General features: G+C 47.9%; 16 protein-coding genes. 8 read left to right on the top strand and 8 right to left on the bottom strand.

Annotated features, from left to right (window positions below):
- The first annotated feature begins 16 nt into the window (after positions 1 to 16).
- The 3 genes from hutX (at position 17) to SHEWANA3_RS16965 (ending at position 3,299) form a co-directional block, all read left to right on the top strand.
- Complete coding sequence (gene hutX, locus SHEWANA3_RS16975) at positions 17 to 583, top strand: heme utilization cystosolic carrier protein HutX (RefSeq protein ID WP_011718047.1); 567 nt, start codon at positions 17 to 19, stop codon at positions 581 to 583.
- An 18-nt stretch (positions 584 to 601) separates the two neighbouring features.
- The gene (gene hutZ / locus SHEWANA3_RS16970; protein WP_011718046.1) at positions 602 to 1,159 is read left to right on the top strand and encodes a heme utilization protein HutZ; all 558 of its coding nucleotides are present in this window, start codon (positions 602 to 604) and stop codon (positions 1,157 to 1,159) included.
- A gap of 352 nt (positions 1,160 to 1,511) precedes the next feature.
- Positions 1,512 to 3,299: an ABC transporter ATP-binding protein/permease gene (locus SHEWANA3_RS16965; RefSeq protein ID WP_086017270.1), complete on the top strand. Its 1,788-nt coding sequence runs from the start codon at positions 1,512 to 1,514 to the stop codon at positions 3,297 to 3,299.
- Positions 3,300 to 3,401: 102 nt separating this feature from the next.
- On the opposite strand, the gene SHEWANA3_RS16960 is transcribed toward SHEWANA3_RS16965, so the two are convergent.
- The 6 genes from SHEWANA3_RS16960 to SHEWANA3_RS16935 form a co-directional block, all read right to left on the bottom strand.
- Complete coding sequence (locus tag SHEWANA3_RS16960) at positions 3,402 to 5,006, bottom strand: long-chain fatty acid--CoA ligase (RefSeq protein ID WP_011718044.1); 1,605 nt, start codon at positions 5,004 to 5,006, stop codon at positions 3,402 to 3,404.
- Positions 5,007 to 5,242: 236 nt separating this feature from the next.
- On the bottom strand, positions 5,243 to 6,025 hold the full coding sequence (gene map, locus SHEWANA3_RS16955) for a type I methionyl aminopeptidase (RefSeq protein ID WP_011718043.1): 783 nt from the start codon (positions 6,023 to 6,025) through the stop codon (positions 5,243 to 5,245).
- Complete coding sequence (locus SHEWANA3_RS16950; protein ID WP_011621680.1) at positions 6,018 to 6,242, bottom strand: ParD-like family protein; 225 nt, start codon at positions 6,240 to 6,242, stop codon at positions 6,018 to 6,020. Before SHEWANA3_RS16950 ends, map begins: the two co-directional genes overlap by 8 nt.
- A 397-nt stretch (positions 6,243 to 6,639) precedes the next feature.
- Entirely contained in the window at positions 6,640 to 8,073 is a 1,434-nt protein-coding gene (ccoG, locus tag SHEWANA3_RS16945; RefSeq protein ID WP_011718042.1) for a cytochrome c oxidase accessory protein CcoG, read from the bottom strand.
- Positions 8,074 to 8,233: 160 nt separating this feature from the next.
- Complete coding sequence (locus SHEWANA3_RS16940; protein WP_011718041.1) at positions 8,234 to 9,700, bottom strand: sigma-54-dependent Fis family transcriptional regulator; 1,467 nt, start codon at positions 9,698 to 9,700, stop codon at positions 8,234 to 8,236.
- A 511-nt stretch (positions 9,701 to 10,211) separates the two neighbouring features.
- Positions 10,212 to 10,757 (bottom strand): thioredoxin family protein, encoded by a 546-nt coding sequence (locus SHEWANA3_RS16935; protein ID WP_011627032.1) that lies wholly within the window; start codon positions 10,755 to 10,757, stop codon positions 10,212 to 10,214.
- Between the two features lie 203 nt (positions 10,758 to 10,960).
- Between SHEWANA3_RS16935 and SHEWANA3_RS16930 the strand changes: the two genes are divergently transcribed.
- A complete protein-coding gene (locus tag SHEWANA3_RS16930; RefSeq protein WP_011718040.1) occupies positions 10,961 to 12,511 on the top strand; it encodes a peptidase S10 in 1,551 nt (516 codons plus the stop codon).
- An 86-nt stretch (positions 12,512 to 12,597) separates the two neighbouring features.
- Positions 12,598 to 13,212: a LysE family translocator gene (locus SHEWANA3_RS16925; protein WP_011621685.1), complete on the top strand. Its 615-nt coding sequence runs from the start codon at positions 12,598 to 12,600 to the stop codon at positions 13,210 to 13,212.
- A 105-nt stretch (positions 13,213 to 13,317) separates the two neighbouring features.
- Here the strand turns inward: SHEWANA3_RS16925 and SHEWANA3_RS16920 are convergent, their stop codons facing one another.
- Positions 13,318 to 13,632: a DUF3144 domain-containing protein gene (locus SHEWANA3_RS16920; RefSeq protein ID WP_011718039.1), complete on the bottom strand. Its 315-nt coding sequence runs from the start codon at positions 13,630 to 13,632 to the stop codon at positions 13,318 to 13,320.
- Between the two features lie 396 nt (positions 13,633 to 14,028).
- Here SHEWANA3_RS16920 and SHEWANA3_RS16915 point away from each other — a divergent pair, with 396 nt between their 5' ends.
- Positions 14,029 to 14,463, top strand: coding sequence for a hypothetical protein (locus SHEWANA3_RS16915; RefSeq protein ID WP_011627030.1), 435 nt, complete (start codon positions 14,029 to 14,031; stop codon positions 14,461 to 14,463).
- A 293-nt stretch (positions 14,464 to 14,756) separates the two neighbouring features.
- Complete coding sequence (gene ung / locus SHEWANA3_RS16910) at positions 14,757 to 15,422, top strand: uracil-DNA glycosylase (protein WP_011718038.1); 666 nt, start codon at positions 14,757 to 14,759, stop codon at positions 15,420 to 15,422.
- A gap of 76 nt (positions 15,423 to 15,498) precedes the next feature.
- Here ung and ispB read toward each other — a convergent pair whose 3' ends face one another.
- Positions 15,499 to 16,470 (bottom strand): octaprenyl diphosphate synthase, encoded by a 972-nt coding sequence (ispB, locus tag SHEWANA3_RS16905; RefSeq protein WP_041413124.1) that lies wholly within the window; start codon positions 16,468 to 16,470, stop codon positions 15,499 to 15,501.
- Between the two features lie 273 nt (positions 16,471 to 16,743).
- Between ispB and rplU the strand changes: the two genes are divergently transcribed.
- Positions 16,744 to 17,055 (top strand): 50S ribosomal protein L21, encoded by a 312-nt coding sequence (gene rplU / locus SHEWANA3_RS16900; RefSeq protein WP_011073451.1) that lies wholly within the window; start codon positions 16,744 to 16,746, stop codon positions 17,053 to 17,055.
- The last annotated feature ends 4 nt before the right edge of the window (positions 17,056 to 17,059 follow it).

The raw sequence follows: 17,059 nt of genomic DNA, 5'->3' as shown, positions 1-17,059 counted from the left end.
GCTTTAGGAGATGCAAATGACACAGACAATCGACACTGAAATTACACTCCCGAGCCATCACACTGATGCCGACTCGCAGTCCATGTTAAGGCAGCGCTTTGTCAGACAGCCCGATTTAATGCCTGCACAGTTGGCGAGTGAATTAGGGATTGCCGAGCTTGATGTGGTCGCGGCACTGCCGCAAGCGCAGCGGGTGTTTTTGTCTTTAACGCAAATCGATGAGCTGCTGCAGAGCTTACCCGAGTGGGGACCTCTGACCACGATAGTGATGCTCTCGGGCAGCGTTTTTGAATTTAAAGGTGATTTTCCCCAAGGGAAATTTGCCCATGGATATTACAACCTCTACAGCAAAGGCGATGGCCTTCATGGTCATCTCAAGCTGGATAACATGCGAGCGATTGCGTTAATCAGCAGACCCTTTAGGGGCAGTGAGAGCCATTCGATTAACTTTTTTGGTCCTCAAGGCGAGGTGGTATTCAAAGTTTATTTAGGACGAGACAAGCAAAGAGTGCTTTTTCCTGAGCAAGTTAGCCGTTTTAAAACGCTGGCGAGCACCTTTGCTACTCAACAGTCACCGATATAATTTATTAAGGTATCCAATATGAAGCCTGAAATCTCCGAGCAAGAACAACGTTTAAGGGACAAACTGTTACCCGAAATTGAGGCCTTTAAACAGCAGCGCCATACTTTGCAACTCGCAACAGTCGATACGGATGGGCAACCCAATGCCAGTTATGCGCCATTTGCCTTAGCCGACGATGGGTTTTACATCTTAGTGAGTGACTTAGCGCGTCACGGCCACAACCTTAAGCAGTCGACCAAAGTGTCTGTGATGCTGGTGGAGGATGAAGCCGAAGCTAAGTCTGTATTCGCCCGTAAACGCCTCACTTTCGATGCTCTGGCTCAAGCGGTTGAGCGGGATACGCCCTCGTTTAGTAAGGGAGTCAGCCTGTTATCAAAACGCTTTGGCGACATGTCCGATAATCTCGCGGCACTGACGGACTTTAATCTGTATAAGTTAGCGCCCCATCAGGGATTGTATGTGAAAGGTTTTGGTCAAGCCTTTAGTTTGACGGGCAGTGAATTACTCGATGTTAACTGGAAGCGAGATGGCCACCATGGCACACCTAAAGCGCCCGAAGATATGCGAGTAGCTTAAGTACTACTTGTAGCGTAAACACTGTGTCTTGAAGACTTATGTTTTGAAAATCTGCGCCTTGAGCTTGATCGACTCAAGGCGCAAGCATAAACCCGCTCTCTAGGCGGGTTTATTGTTATATTCCTCAAGGCATTTTGGGTTTTGCCATCATCCTTTGCTATTGCCTGCTTTCAGCGACGCCTTGCTAAAGTCACTTTGTTTATCCTTAGGGCTTTCGGGTATGCTCTGTTGATACTCGCATATGTTAAGGTTGATGGGCATATAAAGCCTAAGGATATCAATAGTGAACAAACAGGTAACCGAGACTACAGAATCGAGTACACTTCCCCCACGATCATTATCAGAGTCCACTATGTCTCACAACGCTGCTAACTCTTCGATCCGCCAACGGGCGGTATTGCCTTGGATTTGGCAATTTCTTAAGCCCTATCGCCTGCGGGTGGTGGCGGCGATTGTATTTCTGTTGATTGGCTCCTTGGCCTGGCTATCCCTCGGGCAAGGCGTGCGGCTGATGGTGGACGAAGGTTTTATTAAGGATAACGCCCAGCGTCTCAATGAAATTATTCTGTTAGTGCTGCTGATCACCGCCGTGAGTGGCACAGCGGTGTTTTGCCGTTTTTATCTGATGACTTGGCTCGGCGAGCGGGTCAGCGCCGATATAAGGCTGACGGTTTACAATCAACTGCTTAAGTTGTCTCCGGCTTTTTATGCCAAGGTGCGTACCGGTGAGGTGATTTCGCGCTTTACCGCCGACTCGACTCTGCTGCAAACCGTGGTCGGCTCGAGTCTGTCGATGGCGCTGCGCTCCGGCGTGACTGTGATCGGCGGGCTGGCGATGATGGGGATCACTAGCGTGAAGATGACGCTGCTCGTGCTACTGGCCGTGCCTCTGGTGCTGGGGCCTGTCGGTTTCTTTGGCCGAAAAGTGCGAACCTTAGCGCGGGAGAGTCAAGATAGGGTGGCGGATTTGGGAGCCTATGTGGATGAAACCTTACATGAAATCCATACAGTGCAAGCCTATGGTCATGAGGATAAGGACCGCAGTTTGTTCAATGGTCGTGTCGAAGATGTGATGATCGCCGCCAGTGGTCGTATTCGCTATCGCGCCATGTTGATTTCCTCCGTGATGTTTTTAAGTATTGCCGCCATAGCATCTGTGACTTGGGTCGGCGCCCACGATGTGATGTCGGGTAAGATGACGGGCGGTGAACTCTCGGCCTTTATGTTTTATGCCGTGATGGTGGCAGGCGCCGTCGCCACCATTAGTGAAGTCGTGGGTGAGATCCAACGCGCCTCGGGCGCCGCTGAACGCTTAATCGAATTGGCTGAAACTGAAGTCGATATTCCTGCGCCACTGGAGCCTAAAACGCTGCCCGCGAAAGTGCGTGGCGAGCTGCAACTGCAACAGCTGAACTTCCATTATCCCGAGCAAACTCAGTTAGTGCTCCGCGACTTAGAACTGACTATTACTGCGGGTGAGCGGGTGGCCTTGGTCGGGCCGAGTGGGGCCGGCAAGAGTACCCTGTTTCAGTTATTGCAGCGGTTTTATGTGCCGTCATCGGGCAGTATTCATTTGGATGGGATTGATATTGCTGAGCTTTCACCAAAGGATTTACGGGCGCAATTTGCGCTTGTACCGCAGGACTCAGTGATTTTTGCCACCAGTGTATTGGAGAACGTACGCTATGGCCGCGTCGATGCCAGCGAGCAGGAAGTGATTGATGCTTGTATCGCAGCCCGTGCCCATGAGTTTATCAGTGAGTTTAGTGAAGGTTATCAAACCTATTTGGGTGAGCGCGGCGTGCGCTTATCCGGTGGTCAAAAGCAGCGTATCGCGATTGCGAGGGTCATTTTAGCCGACAGGCCTATCTTGCTGCTCGACGAGGCGACCAGCGCGCTCGATGCCTTAAGTGAGCAAAAAGTGAAGCTGGCACTCGATGAATTGATGAAGGGGAAAACCACGCTTATCATCGCCCATCGCCTCGCCACAGTGATCAATGCGGACCGAATTATCGTGTTCGATAAAGGGCGTATCGTCGCCAGTGGTAAGCATCAAACTCTTATACAAACCAATGCCCTATATCGCGAGTTTGCCAGTTTGCAGCTGCTCACGGATGAAGTGAGTGCGCTGAGCGAGTAAGGTTTGAATGGGGGATGTCATGTAAATAAAACCCCAGAGTGTTGCTCTGGGGTTTTGTTTTGGATTTAAGACTGCTCACACATCACTGATGTTTAGGTATGTTTAAGCCTGATGTTTCAGTTCTCTGCGTAGAATTTTGCCCACAGTGCTCTTAGGTAGCTGCGGCATAAATTCAATCAACTTGGGCAGCTTGTAGGCGGTGAGTTGCTCGCGGCAGAAGTTAAGAATAGCGGTTTTCATTTGCTCATGATCTTGGCTGTCATCTTTTAGCACAACAAAGGCTTTGACCGCTTCTCCCGAGTGTTCATCCTTTACGCCAACCACGGCGCATTCAATGATATTCGGATGGCTGGCGAGCACGTTTTCGACCTCATTCGGATAGACGTTAAAGCCGGAGACAATAATCATATCCTTTTTGCGATCAACGATTTGGTGGAATCCTTCCTCGTTCAAAATCGCAATATCCCCGGTTTTAAAGAAACCATCGGCAGTCATCACATTGGCCGTTTCTTGGGGATTATTCCAATAACCTAGCATCACTTGTGGGCCGCGGGCGGCGAGTTCACCGGCTTCCCCTTGTGCGACTTCATTGCCGTTTTCGTCTAACAGTTTGACCTCAGTGCCGAGAACGGGCTTACCGATAGTGCCAATCTTCTGATATCCGGGGGCATTGAGTGAAATTACCGGCGAGGTTTCGGATAACCCATAACCTTCACTGATGGTATTGCCCGTGGTTTGCTGCCAGATATTGGCTGCGGCAGCGGTGAGTGCAGTACCACCCGAAATAGTGATTTTTAAATGACTAAAATCCAGCGCCTTAAATTCGGGCTGATGACACAAAGCTACAAAGAGGGTGTTAAGCCCTGCAAAACCGGTAAAAGGGTATTTCGCCAGTGTCTTGATTAAGCCACTAATATCACGGGGATTGGGAATTAATACCGAGCAACCACCACATTCAAAATACAGCACTAAGTTCACCATAAAGGCGTAGATATGGTAAATCGGCAATGGCGCGACAAAAATATCTTCCCCCTCGGTGATAACACTGCCGATACGAGATTTTACCTGCGCCGCATTGGCGAGCATATTACCGTGGGTCAGCATGGCTCCTTTGGAGAGGCCCGTGGTACCACCGGTATATTGCAACGCCGCTAAATCATTTGCTGCGGGAACAAAACGGCTAAAGGGTAGCTCTGCCCCTTGTTTTAGCACTTGGCAGAATTCGACATTTTTAAGCCCCGTTTTGGGCTGAACTTGTGGGTCGATAAGATCTAATGGGTGGGTCGAAATCACCAATTCAATCGGTGTGGTCGCAACCACTTTGGCAAGGGTCGGCAGCAGATCCGACAGCACCACTAAGGCCTTAGCACCAGAGTCATTAAACTGATGAATAAGCTCTCTTTCGGTGTAGAGCGGGTTAGTATTTACTAGAATAAGTCCCGCCCGCAGCGCACCATAGGCGGCGATAACGAACTGGGTAATATTGGGTAATTGAATCGCGATCCGATCGCCGGGTTTTAGGTTAGTGTTATTCTGCAAATAGGCGGCAAAATAGCGTGAATCGCGCTCTATATCATTGAAGCTGCTGGTTTTCCCCAAACAAGCATATGCCGTTTTATCACCAAAGCGTTGGCTAGTGCGTTCGATTAAGTCTATGAGTGATGAGTATTTGCCAAGTTCGAGTTGTGACTCTTGATCGTATGCCATGCCTAACTACCTCAAATAGGTTTATCGTTGTTATTATTTTAAAATCAAACGAGTGTTTAGATTAGAAGGATTCAACCTGTCAGGTCAACGTTTATCGTTAAATTATTGTAGCAATTTGCACAGCTATCCAATTGTAAAAATAGAATTTTTACTCTAATGAAGGGCGGTGAACTGCAGTGCAAATTTACTACAGCACACCTGAATTTGAGATGAAAAAGCGAGGGTTAGCGTCGAAATTAGCGGGGAGATTGCTCATCGTGGCGTAGGGTGAGCACTTCGTATCCCGTTGGGGTGACAAGTATCGTATGTTCCGATTGCGCCGAGAGTTTTTTATCGCGGGTGACAACCGTCCAACCATCTTTTTTGAGCTTTATCTTTTCAGTGCCCTGATTCACCATGGGCTCAATGGTAAATACCATGCCCGCTTTGAGCTTAAGGCCTTGATTCGGCTTTCCATAGTGAAGGACTTGTGGCTCTTCATGCATTTCTTGACCTATCCCATGGCCACAGTAATCTCTGACAATGCTATAGCCAAAGGATTGGGCATATTGTTGAATCGCATGACCGATATCGCCCAATGTGGCCCCAGGTTTTACCTGTTTGATCCCTTGCCACATGGCAAGATAGGTAACATCTGCCAGTTTCTTAGCTTCGGCGGGTGCCTGTGGCATCACATACATTTTACTGGAGTCGGCAATATAGCCGTCTTTCTCGAGGGTAATATCTAAGTTAATGATATCTTTGCTTTTGATGACCTCATTCGGCGAGGGCACACCATGGCAGACCACCTCGTTAATAGACGAATTCAGCACATATTGATAGCCATACTGACCTTTACTCGCGGGACGCGATTTTAGCTCATTGACAATAAAGGCTTCGACCGCATCGTTGATATCCATGGTGCTGATGCCGGGGCGGACATAGGTATCAAGCATTTGAAATACTTGAGCTAATAATTGCCCCGCGCGGCGCATCAGTGCAATTTCTTCGGCAGATTTTATCTTCACCTGATTATTCATCGGCCATTTCCTTTACTTGGGTCACGTTGGCTAGGTTCACGTCCGCAGATTTCATTAAATCGGCGACTAACTGATTAAAGGAGAGCTGTGGATGCAACTCTGCCAGCATCCCGATCCTTATCCAGAATTCCGCCTGCGAGTTGATTGAACGTGACATGACCGAACTGGCTTTTCTCAGCTCATCATGCAGTTCTTCGGAAATTTTAACTATGCCCATAAATATACTTTATATATGTTTCGTATATTTATTGTATTCGATCTATATGGTGATTCGTCAATAATAAATCGATATTGCTTTACCGCAATGACAGCCGAGCCTCTTTTAAGCAGCAGCCGTAAGCGCAACACAGGTGCAAGATAATTGGCTATAAGGCTATTGCTTTAAATTGACGCACTTCATTTTTGTGCGGCGCGAGTTGAGGCTATTTAGCGGATTTAACGAAATAAGGTGAGTAAAAAAGCCCGGCGAACCACAGTGATCCAACGGGCATCATTCATAGAAGTGACTAACGGTCATGCAGTGTGTTCGTTTATCGGCGAGCACACTAGCACACTAGCACACTAGCACACTAGCACACTAGCACACTAGCACACTAGCACACTAGCGCATTACGCTAAGGGCTAAAGAAGCCGGTTTCTTGGCTAACGCTTTGTTCAGGTTTGCTGACATCCGTTACCGAGAATTCGATAATTTTGCGCCCCGCTGGGATTGCATCCTTATCAGCTAATACAGTCACGGGATAATCCGATTGCTCGCCCGGAGCGAGGGTAATGACAGGATCGGCAATTAAGCTGAAGGGCATTTCGCTGTTGACCGCGAGTTGATATTGCTTGGTTTGCTGAGTCTTGTTACGGATCTTCAGCTGGTAGGTATTTTCAACTTTATTATCGGCGGTTTCGCGGTATAGGCTCTGCCTGTCGCGAATGACGTTAAGTTGAATCTCACTGCGGCTGGAGAGATCTAAACCTATCACAACCAACATAATGACAACGGCGGCGCCGTAACCTAAAAAGCGTGGCGAGCGCCAGTTGGAATGAGCGATGCCCTTTAATTCACTCTCGCTGACATAGCTAATTAGGTTTTGTTTGTAGTCGAATTTTTGCATGGTTTCATTACAGGCATCGACACAGGCGCCGCAGTTAATACACTCGTATTGGAGGCCTTGGCGAATATCAATCCCCGTCGGGCAGACTTCGACACATAAGTTACAGTCAACACAATCACCGAGTTCAGTCGGTTGTTTACGCTTACGTGGGCCGCGCGCTTCGCCGCGTGCGGCATCATAGGTCACAGTTTTGGTGTTGGCATCGAACATCACTGCCTGAAAACGCGCATAGGGGCAGCAGTGTAAGCACATTTGCTCGCGCATCCAGCCTGCATTTAAGTAAGTACAAATCGCGAAAAACCATACCCAGCAGGTCGTCCAAAAGCCGGCGTTGCCGGTAAAAATATCCAAATAGAGTTCGCGGGCGGGGATGAAATAACCGATAAATCCACAGCCAGTAATTAAGGCGGCTAATCCCCACAGACCGTGTTTGAGACTTCTTTTACCGAGTTTATTGGCTGACCATGGCGCCTTATCGAGCAATTTACGTTTGTTGCTGTTGCCCTCAATCCGGCTCTCGAGCCAGACAAACATAAAAGTCCACGCGGTTTGCGGGCAAAGATAGCCACACCAGACGCGCCCCCAAAACACTGTGATGAAAAACAATCCAAAGGCGGCGGCAATAAAGACCCAAGCGAGTAAGGTGAAATCCTGTGGCCAGAGCGTGAGGCCAAAAAAGAAGAACTGTTGCTGACTCACATCCAGCAATATCGCTTGCCGACCATCAAAGGAAATAAAGGGTAGGGCAAAAAACAGCAGTACTAATAGGCTATTCATTGTGGTTCTCAGGCGTTGAAAATAGCCCTTCTGTTCACGGAAATGAATCTGGCCACTGCTTTTATGTGCAGGCTTATCGTCCGCCTGGATATTTTTTACGGGGATAAATTGCTCGGCAGAGGAGCGCTTGGCGTTCTCACTCTGTAGGGGGTCACTCTTGGGCATATGCTGTCCTAACGGCTTAAATAAGATTCGGCTCCCTATAGCAAGCGTTAGGCCAAGAGTTTTTTGTTTTAACGTATTGATATTTAATGGTTAAATTAAATGGTGATTTAACGCATGTCGCGATATATCGCTAATTGGCGATATATCGCGTTTTTAAAGGCTATTCTTCTGCAGGGGTTTGGCGTGTAATCCCGAGTTTCTTCATCCGCGATCTGAGTGTACTTGGCGGAACGCCGAGCACATTGGCCGCCCCATTGGGGCCTGAAATACGCCAGTTGAGCTGCTTTAATGTTTGTTCTATATGTTGCGCTTCCGCCTCGGCCAAGGTTTGTAATGGCGAAGCTGCGGTTTGAGTCTGTAGGTGATGCGTAGGCATGGCATGGATTTGTAGAATATCCGTTTGGGATAAAATGGCCTCCCGTTCGAGGATATTTTGTAATTCGCGCACATTGCCAGGCCAGCTGTAGGCCATCAGTTTTTGCAGACCTTTTTGGCTTACGCCGCGCAGTTTCTTACCGAGTTTGCGGTTTAGGGAATGCAAAATGTGGCTGACAAGCTCGGGCATATCTTCAAGCCTTGCCCTCAGCGGCGGCACTTGAATTGGGAAGACATTCAAGCGGTAATAGAGATCCATCCTGAATAAGCCCTGTTCAACGCGCTTGAGTAAATCATGGTGGCTGGCGGCGACTAAGCGAATATCGACCTTGATGGTTTCGCTGCCGCCGAGTCGTTCAAAGGATTGCTCTTGGATCACCCGCAGTAACTTAGATTGCGCCTCTAAACTTAATTCGGCCACCTCATCGAGAAACAGTGTGCCTTGATGGGCGAGCTCGAAGCGGCCCTTGCGTTGCTGAGTTGCACCGGTAAAGGCGCCTTTCTCATGGCCAAACAACTCACTCTCTAGCAGTGAGGCTGAAAACGCCGCGCAGTTAACGCTGATCATGGGTTTATCTTTACGGCGACTCAGTTGATGTAAATTACGGGCAACCAGTTCTTTGCCTGTGCCATTCTCGCCACAGATCAGTACAGTACTATCGGTATTAGCCACCATATGCAATTGCTGGATCATATGGCGGATCACCGCGCTACTGCCCGAAATATCCACATCGCCGGTCTTATCGGCTAACTCGGCCTGGAGATAGTGATTCTCGCTGGCAAGTTGCTCCGACAGAGCCTGAACCTGCGCCAAAGCTTGGCGTAGCGACTGCTCGGTTTGTTTCTGAATACTAATATCGCGAAATATCGCGACTACTCCGATAAGCTTGTTATCCCGATAGACGGGCGTAGAGCTGTAATACACTGGAAAGCTGCTACCATCTTTGCGCCAGAATACATCGTGGGTAATTTCCCTTGCTATCCCATCTTTTAACGTATTGTAGATGGGGCAATCTTCCTGCGGATAATGACTACCATCCGCGTGGCTATGATGATGGCAATTATGGATATTTTTGCCGAGTAACTCTTCATTTTTCCAGCCCGTCATGCGCTCGGCGGCGGGATTGATAAAGACAGCATTACCCTTTAAATCAAACCCATAAATACCTTCACCCACGGCATTAAGCAGTAACTGATTTTCGGGCAGAAAATGTTTATCTAAGGGCATTGCGGTGGGCTCTATTGATGTCATTCAGCTGATTCCTTAATACGAATGAGTGCCCTAAGTATAACCCTTTGAATCGTGTCGCGATATATCGTGAGTTGCTCTGTGATGCTTGAAGTGAATGCTTTAGAGGCAAGCTTAGAGGTCTGACCATTAAGCTGTTGATAATAAAAAGCTTATATTTTAATCGATCGAAAGTTGTATTTAATGCTGGCGTAAAGTATTAAATTGTTATAAAAATGTTTCATAAATATCTTTGGCTAAGTTGACCTGAACAAAGCAGGCTTGCCCTTAATACTGGGGATTCACGGCAACGCGGGGATGTTTATTGAAGTACGGTGTGAGTGAACGAACGAGTTAAATAGCGTTTTGGGGTGAGATGGCTGTTAAGAGTACGGAGTGATTTTCTGCCCACCTTTCCGGAAAATTACTTTCTACTGATTTGAAGTGTGCAAAAAGGCTGCGATGCAGCCTTTTTTATTGCGCGAGTGTTTTAATCTTAAAGCTTTGTTTTTGAAGTTTAATCAAAATCAATTGCTTACAGTGCTTTTGCCTGAGCTAAGCCATTAAGTACAGCTTCTATGGTGAGCGTTGAAGGCAGCACTATGCCGTTAGGCGCCCTTGGACCATAGACCTTATTGTAAGGTGTACCAGGTACGCCTTCATGCTTCATATAACCCGCAATGGTGGAATCGGCTTCGCTCCAATTTCCCTGCATCAAAATAACCTTGTCGGCCATCAGCGCATTCACCACTTGCTCTCTGTGGGTGACTTCAGCCTTGTTGGTTTGGCAAATGCTGCACCAGTCTGAGGTGATATCCACAAACACTGTGTAGCCATCGGCGACCAGCGGTGCGATTTTTTCAGGGGCAAGCGTATGCCACTGCAGCTTTTGATAGGCTTGATAATCTTCACCTTTATGTACAAAACCGATAATTCCGCCTAGGCCTACGGCGAAAAATCCCAATACAAAAATTACCGCGAGTGGAATGCGCTTACCTTTGCTGCGTTGCCAGATTAGCAGGCTAATCGCGCCCACGAGTAATGCGAGAATGACCAGACTGATAAGAGTGATAGTGCCCATAGATGCCTACATGAGTTTCCGATAATCCAATCTATCTTAGCGGCTAACAGCTTAAATCTGCGTGAATTTATGCTTTAAAAGCCGATTAAAGCTTTGACGCATTCGGTTGCAATTGTGCTTTTGCGCCGAGTGCGCAGTCTTTGTAAGCTGGTGCACCAATAAAAAGATCACAAAATAACCACTACAGAAGGGAAGAATAATTGATGCGAGCGCTAACAGAGAAGCAAACGCCCTCAAGGCTGAAATGGGCAAGTGTGTTGCTGCCCTTGTTATTCACTGTGTCCATAGTCGGTCATGCAGAGCCCGCCCAAAAAAGCGAAGCCAAAGTGGATAAGCTAGTGCCAGAGGTGGTGACGACTAAGCACCGAATGACGATTCAAAATCAAAAGATCAGCTATCAAGCCATTAGTGGAGAAACCATTTTAGAGGATGATAAGGGTGAGCCTCAGGCGAGTATCTTCTCTATTACGTATTTACGGGATGATGTGCAAGACAGCAGTAAACGCCCTGTCACGTTTATTTTCAACGGAGGCCCAGGTTCTGCCTCGCTGTGGCTGCACATGGGACTCTTTGGGCCAAAGCGTGTAATTGTACCAGGTGATGCCAAAGATGATGGTGCGGCGCCTTATCGGATAGAGGCCAACGATTACTCCTTACTCGATGAGTCTGATTTAGTGTTTATCGACCCTGTGGGTACTGGTTTTAGCCGTGCGCTTGGTGAGAAGAAAGGTGCCGATTTTTGGGGCGTGAAAGAAGATGCCCAATCCATTGCCGAGTTTATGCGCCGTTGGTTGATTGAACATAAGCGTTGGAATTCGCCCAAATATCTTGCTGGTGAAAGTTATGGTACGACACGAGCCGCAGCATTAGTGGATGAGCTTCAAGGCGGTTGGACCGATATCTCGGTCAATGGCGTGATGCTGATTTCATCGATTCTCGACTTTAGCCACGCTCGCTATCAACCGGGTAATAACCAACCCTACATTGGTTTTTTACCGACTATGGCGGCAACTGCGTTTTATCACAATAAAGTCAACGATGCTGACAAGGCCTTAGGGCTCGAAGCGTTTGTCGAACAGGCGCGTCAATTCGCTATCAAGGATTACGCCTTAGCCCTATTACAGGGTAGCCGTTTAGCGCAAAGCGATTATCAGAGCGTACGTAAACAGTTGGCGCGTTTTACGGGCCTGAGTGAGTCTTATCTTGACCGAGTGAATTTGCGGGTGAGTGCGAGTCGCTACACCAAAGAATTGCTCAGGGATCAGGATTTGACCGTCGGGCGGTTAGACAGTCGCTATACCGGCAAAGATTACGACAGTGGTGGTGACTCGACCGATAACGACCCGTCAGGATATGGTATCGATGGCGCTTATACGGCGGCTATCCATCAGTATCTGTATGAGGATTTAGGGGTTAAATTATCACGCCCCTTCAACGTGCTCTCCACCGATGTTAACCGTGGCTGGAATTGGAATATCAGCGGTAAGCAAATGCATTATGTGAATGTGGCGCCCTATTTAGGGCAAGCGCAGCGCGAGAATAAAGACCTACGCATTTTTGTCGGTAACGGTTATTTCGATTTTGCGACGCCCTTCTTTGCGACCGAAAATACCTTTGCCGATAATGGCATAGATAATAGCCGTGTCACTATGCACTACTACAAAGCGGGTCATATGATGTATGTGGAGCCCGCGTCGCTTGCACAACTGGTGCAAGATATCCGCGCTTTTTATCATCCTAACGCGGCTAAATGAGAGTGACCGTATTATTTGGCCAGTGTTAAACTGCCACTCCTGTGAAGGCCCTATTGAGGGCCTTTTTATGCTTTAAAGGGTTAAAAATGAGCTTTAGTACTTGGTTAGGGCTATTGGCGATTTGTTGCTTGGGCGCTATGTCTCCCGGGCCGAGTTTGGCCATGGTTGTGCGTCATACTTTAGGCGGTGGTCGCGGCAAGGGGATCGTTTGCGCTTGGGCGCACTCGATTGGTATTGGTATTTATGCGTTAGTGACGCTACTCGGACTAGCCGTTGTATTGAAAAAAGCGCCATTGATTTTTAATGGGATTGCGATTTTAGGCGCGCTCTATCTCGCATGGATGGGGATCCAAGCATTGCGCTCAAACGGTGGTATGCAGGCAAAACTTGCGGCGGGGGAGGCGACGGATACGCTCACTGCGGCGCGCGATGGTATTGCGATTTCCCTGTTCAATCCTAAGATTATGTTGTTCTTTTTAGCGCTGTTTAGCCAGTTTGTGATGGTGGCCGATAGCTTGACGGGTCAAGCACTTATCGTGCTAACGCCTTTGGTGGTTGATGGGCTTTGGTATACCTTGATTGCCTTACTATTGTCCCATTCGAGTGTATTGCCTAAGTTACGGGAAAAAGCGGGACTTATCGATAAACTTTCTGGTGTGGTACTGATCCTGCTCGCGATACGGGTAGTGTACACCCTCTAACGTATCACAATGCGTATTGATGAGTGCGAAGAGATAAAAAACGCCATCACAAGATGGCGTTTTTTATGGGATTTTAGCAGGTGATGCTTGGCTTTTAGCGCATCATCAGCCTTTAAAGATTTGTACCGAGTCATCCGCCGCCGCTTCTTCCTGCATAACGGGTGGATTCGCGATATGGTCGTCTAGGTTGTCGCTTAGCATTTCGCGGTATTCGGCGCTAAACCAGTCGAGCGCATTGTCTTTTTCTGCGCCTAAATCGGCAGATTTGATCGCGGCTTCAAAGGCGTTAAAACGCGCTGCGGCAAAACGCAGGGCAGTGCCGACTTTACCGACATCACCTTCCTGCTGGCTTAGCTGATTAGCTAAGGCAATAAATTGATCGGCAAGTTCAAAAATCGTGGTGTTGCTGGTATCAGTCATAGCGCTTACTCAAAATAATTTATTGGTGGGCGATTCTATCCTAAATTCAGCAGGAAGGAACCGCTTAGGCTTAAGTATTGGGATCTAAATCGGTTGTGATGAGCCTAATTCTTCGCACGTTACCTATGGCTCAATTGCGGTTAGTTTGATGGTTGATTGGGCGATATTGTAATTGGTATCAATGGGTTTTGCTGCATCGCTTCAAGGCGGAAGATATGTAACAGTTCTGTCATCGTGATTTAAATTCTTGCCGATTTGGGATGTAGATAGTCTGCTAAAATACAAGCTCCCGCATGGCGCTGCGGGGAAAATAATATCTGATTTAGCCTCCTGTGAGGATTCATCTTCTGTTCAGTTAGCCACTCGCATACTGCTTCCATCAACAGGAGAACCGCCATGAAAGCAATTAAACTTACTCTGTCAGCCTTACTACTCGCTGCCGCTTCATCTTCGGCCATTGCAGCAGATGTCGGAGTGTCGATTAACATCGGCGATCCAAACTTTTACGGTCAGATCAATATTGGTAATTTTCCTCGTCCACAGGTGATTTACGAACAGCCTATCGTGATAGAGCAGTCTCGGGTCGTGTATGAACCTATCTATCTGCATGTGCCGCCCGGTCATGCAAAAAAATGGGGTCGCTATTGTGCTTCCTACGGTGCCTGCGGCCGCCCAGTCTATTTTGTTCAGGATGTCTGGTATCGCGATGAGTACGTACCCCGTTATCGCTCCTATAAACAGGATAAGCATCACCACAAACATTACGACAAACATGAGCGCCGTAAAGATAGGGATGACGACCGTGGTCATGGCCACCGTGGTCGCGATTAGTACGGATTATTTGAACAAACGCCCCTATCACGCTAGCTGATGGCTTATCAGAGCCATTTGCGAATCAAAGCGTCGAGGCGCAACATGGCGCAGCACTCAACTTTGCTCGAGTTAACTTTTGCGATACGGGGCGTTTCTCGATAGCAAGCGATTGCCTTAAGCAAAGGAACAGAACAGGTTTATGCCGCAATATGCTTGCGATATCTCAAGACTGGGGAATAAAAAACTGAGTTGGCTTGTCATGTCGCGCTATCACTTTTAAGCTAACGGCATTCTAACCAGAGGAAAAGATTGTGACTGTGGCAACTTGGCAGGAATTTATCGATTATCAACGTGCTCAACCCTATTACCAGCAGTTGATTGCATTTGTGAATCAAGAGCGTGCGTCGGGTAAGGTGATCTATCCCCCCAAGGAGGATGTGTTCAACGCCTTTAAGACAACTCCTTTGGAAAAGGTGCGTGTGGTACTTATCGGTCAAGATCCCTACCATGGTCCCGACCAAGCCCACGGCCTGTGTTTCTCGGTTAAGCGAGGCATTAAACCGCCGCCATCGCTGGCCAATATGTATAAAGAGTTAGTGAACGATATTCCCGGTTTTCAAATCCCTAACCATGGCGATTTAACTCAATGGGCAGAGCAGGGGATCTTAATGCTCAATACCGTGCTGACGGTGGAGCAAGGACAAGCTCATTCCCACGCTAATGCGGGCTGGGAAACCTTTACCACTGAGGCGTTAAAGCTGCTTAATGCGCAGGAGCAGCCGATTATTTTTGTACTATGGGGCAGCCATGCCATCAAAAAAGGGGCGGTGATTACTGCGCCACAGCATCAAATACTGTCGGGACCCCATCCGTCACCGCTGTCAGCTTATCGCGGCTTCTTTGGTTGTGGGCATTTTTCTAAAGTGAACCAACTGCTGATGGCAAGGGGCGAAGTACCGATCCAATGGCAGGTTTAAGTTCGCTTTGATAAAGAACGTTAAAAATAAAAAGGCCTTGCTAAGCAAGGCCTTTTTATTGGTTTATCGCAGCCAATTAGTGGTTGCGATCAACGGAGATTTTTGCCAGCGAAATTAATGCGGTTTTGAAATCACTGTCGGGTAATACCGCCAGCGCTGCAATCGCCTTGTTGGATTCTTCAATGGCTTTTTGCTGAGTGTAAGTGAGCGCGCCGCAGTGATGCAGAGCGGCAACAATTTTCTCAATGGCGTGGGTGCCATCACCTTGCTCAATCGCTTGACGAATGAGTTGCTGCTCTTCTTCTGTGCCATGGGCAATGGCATAGATCAGCGGTAAGGTCGGTTTACCTTCGGCGAGGTCATCACCGATGTTTTTACCTAACTCTTCACTGTCGGCGGTGTAGTCGAGTAAATCATCTGTTAACTGGAAGGCAGTACCTAAATACTTACCATAGTCACCTAATGCGGCCTCTTGCTCGGGAGTGGCGCCGGCTAATACGGCAGCCAGTAACGTGGCGGCTTCGAATAGCTTAGCGGTCTTACAATAGATCACCCGCATATAGCTTTCTTCTGTGGTATTAGGGTCATTACAGTTCATTAGCTGTAATACTTCCCCCTCGGCCAATACGTTGGTGGTATCGGCTAATACACGCAGTACGCGCATGCTGTCGAGTTCGGTCATCATTTGGAATGAGCGGGTATAAAGGAAGTCTCCCACTAATACACTGGCGCTGTTACCAAAGAGTGCGTTGGCGGTTTCGCGGCCGCGTCTGAGGGTCGATTCATCGACCACATCATCGTGCAGTAATGAAGCGGTATGAATAAATTCAATAATCGCGGCAAGCTTAAGGTGAGCTTCACCTTGGTAGTCAACGGCGCGTGCTGCGAGGACGGACAGTAAAGGACGAAGACGTTTACCACCACCATTAATAATGTAGAAACCTAACTGGTTTATCAGGGCGACATCTGACTCCAGCTGTTTATAGATCAGCTGATTGACTGCTTGCATATCAGTGTCAGCCAGTTGACGAATAGCGTTTAAATCCATAATAGACTCTGGTTGTGGGGCCATTACGTACCCGGCCTCTATTTTAGGCTCACGTGTTATATAGAATGAATTTTACCTAAAATTCCGACATATGACAGTACTCACACTACTAATGTGCGAGTTATTCCGGCCTTTTTTTATTCTTTCCTAATTAGGGCTTGCCAGATAAGGATTCTTCGCGTAAACTCCGCGCCCATTGTCAATAAAGTTTTTGTAGCACCCTGCCTCCCATAGTGTGAGCCAGCGTGTTAGGAATATCGGAGTAAAATAGCTATGTACGCTGTTTTTCAAAGTGGTGGTAAACAACACCGTGTAGCCCCAGGCCACACAGTTCGTTTAGAAAAATTAGAAGTTGCTACTGGTTCAACTGTTGAATTCGATCAAGTATTACTGATCGCTGACGGTGAAAAAGTGCACGTTGGTGCTCCTTTAGTAGCTGGCGGTAAAGTCGTTGCTGAAGTAGTAAGTCATGGTCGTGGCGAGAAAGTAACTATCGTTAAGTTCCGTCGTCGTAAGCACCACGACAAGAAGTTGGGCCACCGTCAGTGGTTCACCGAAGTTAAAATTACTGCTATCAACGCATAATAGG

It is taken from the genome of Shewanella sp. ANA-3 (assembly GCF_000203935.1).
GTDB lineage: Bacteria > Pseudomonadota > Gammaproteobacteria > Enterobacterales > Shewanellaceae > Shewanella.
Note: the sequence above shows the minus strand (reverse complement) of the source record. Positions and strands in the feature narration are given on the sequence as shown.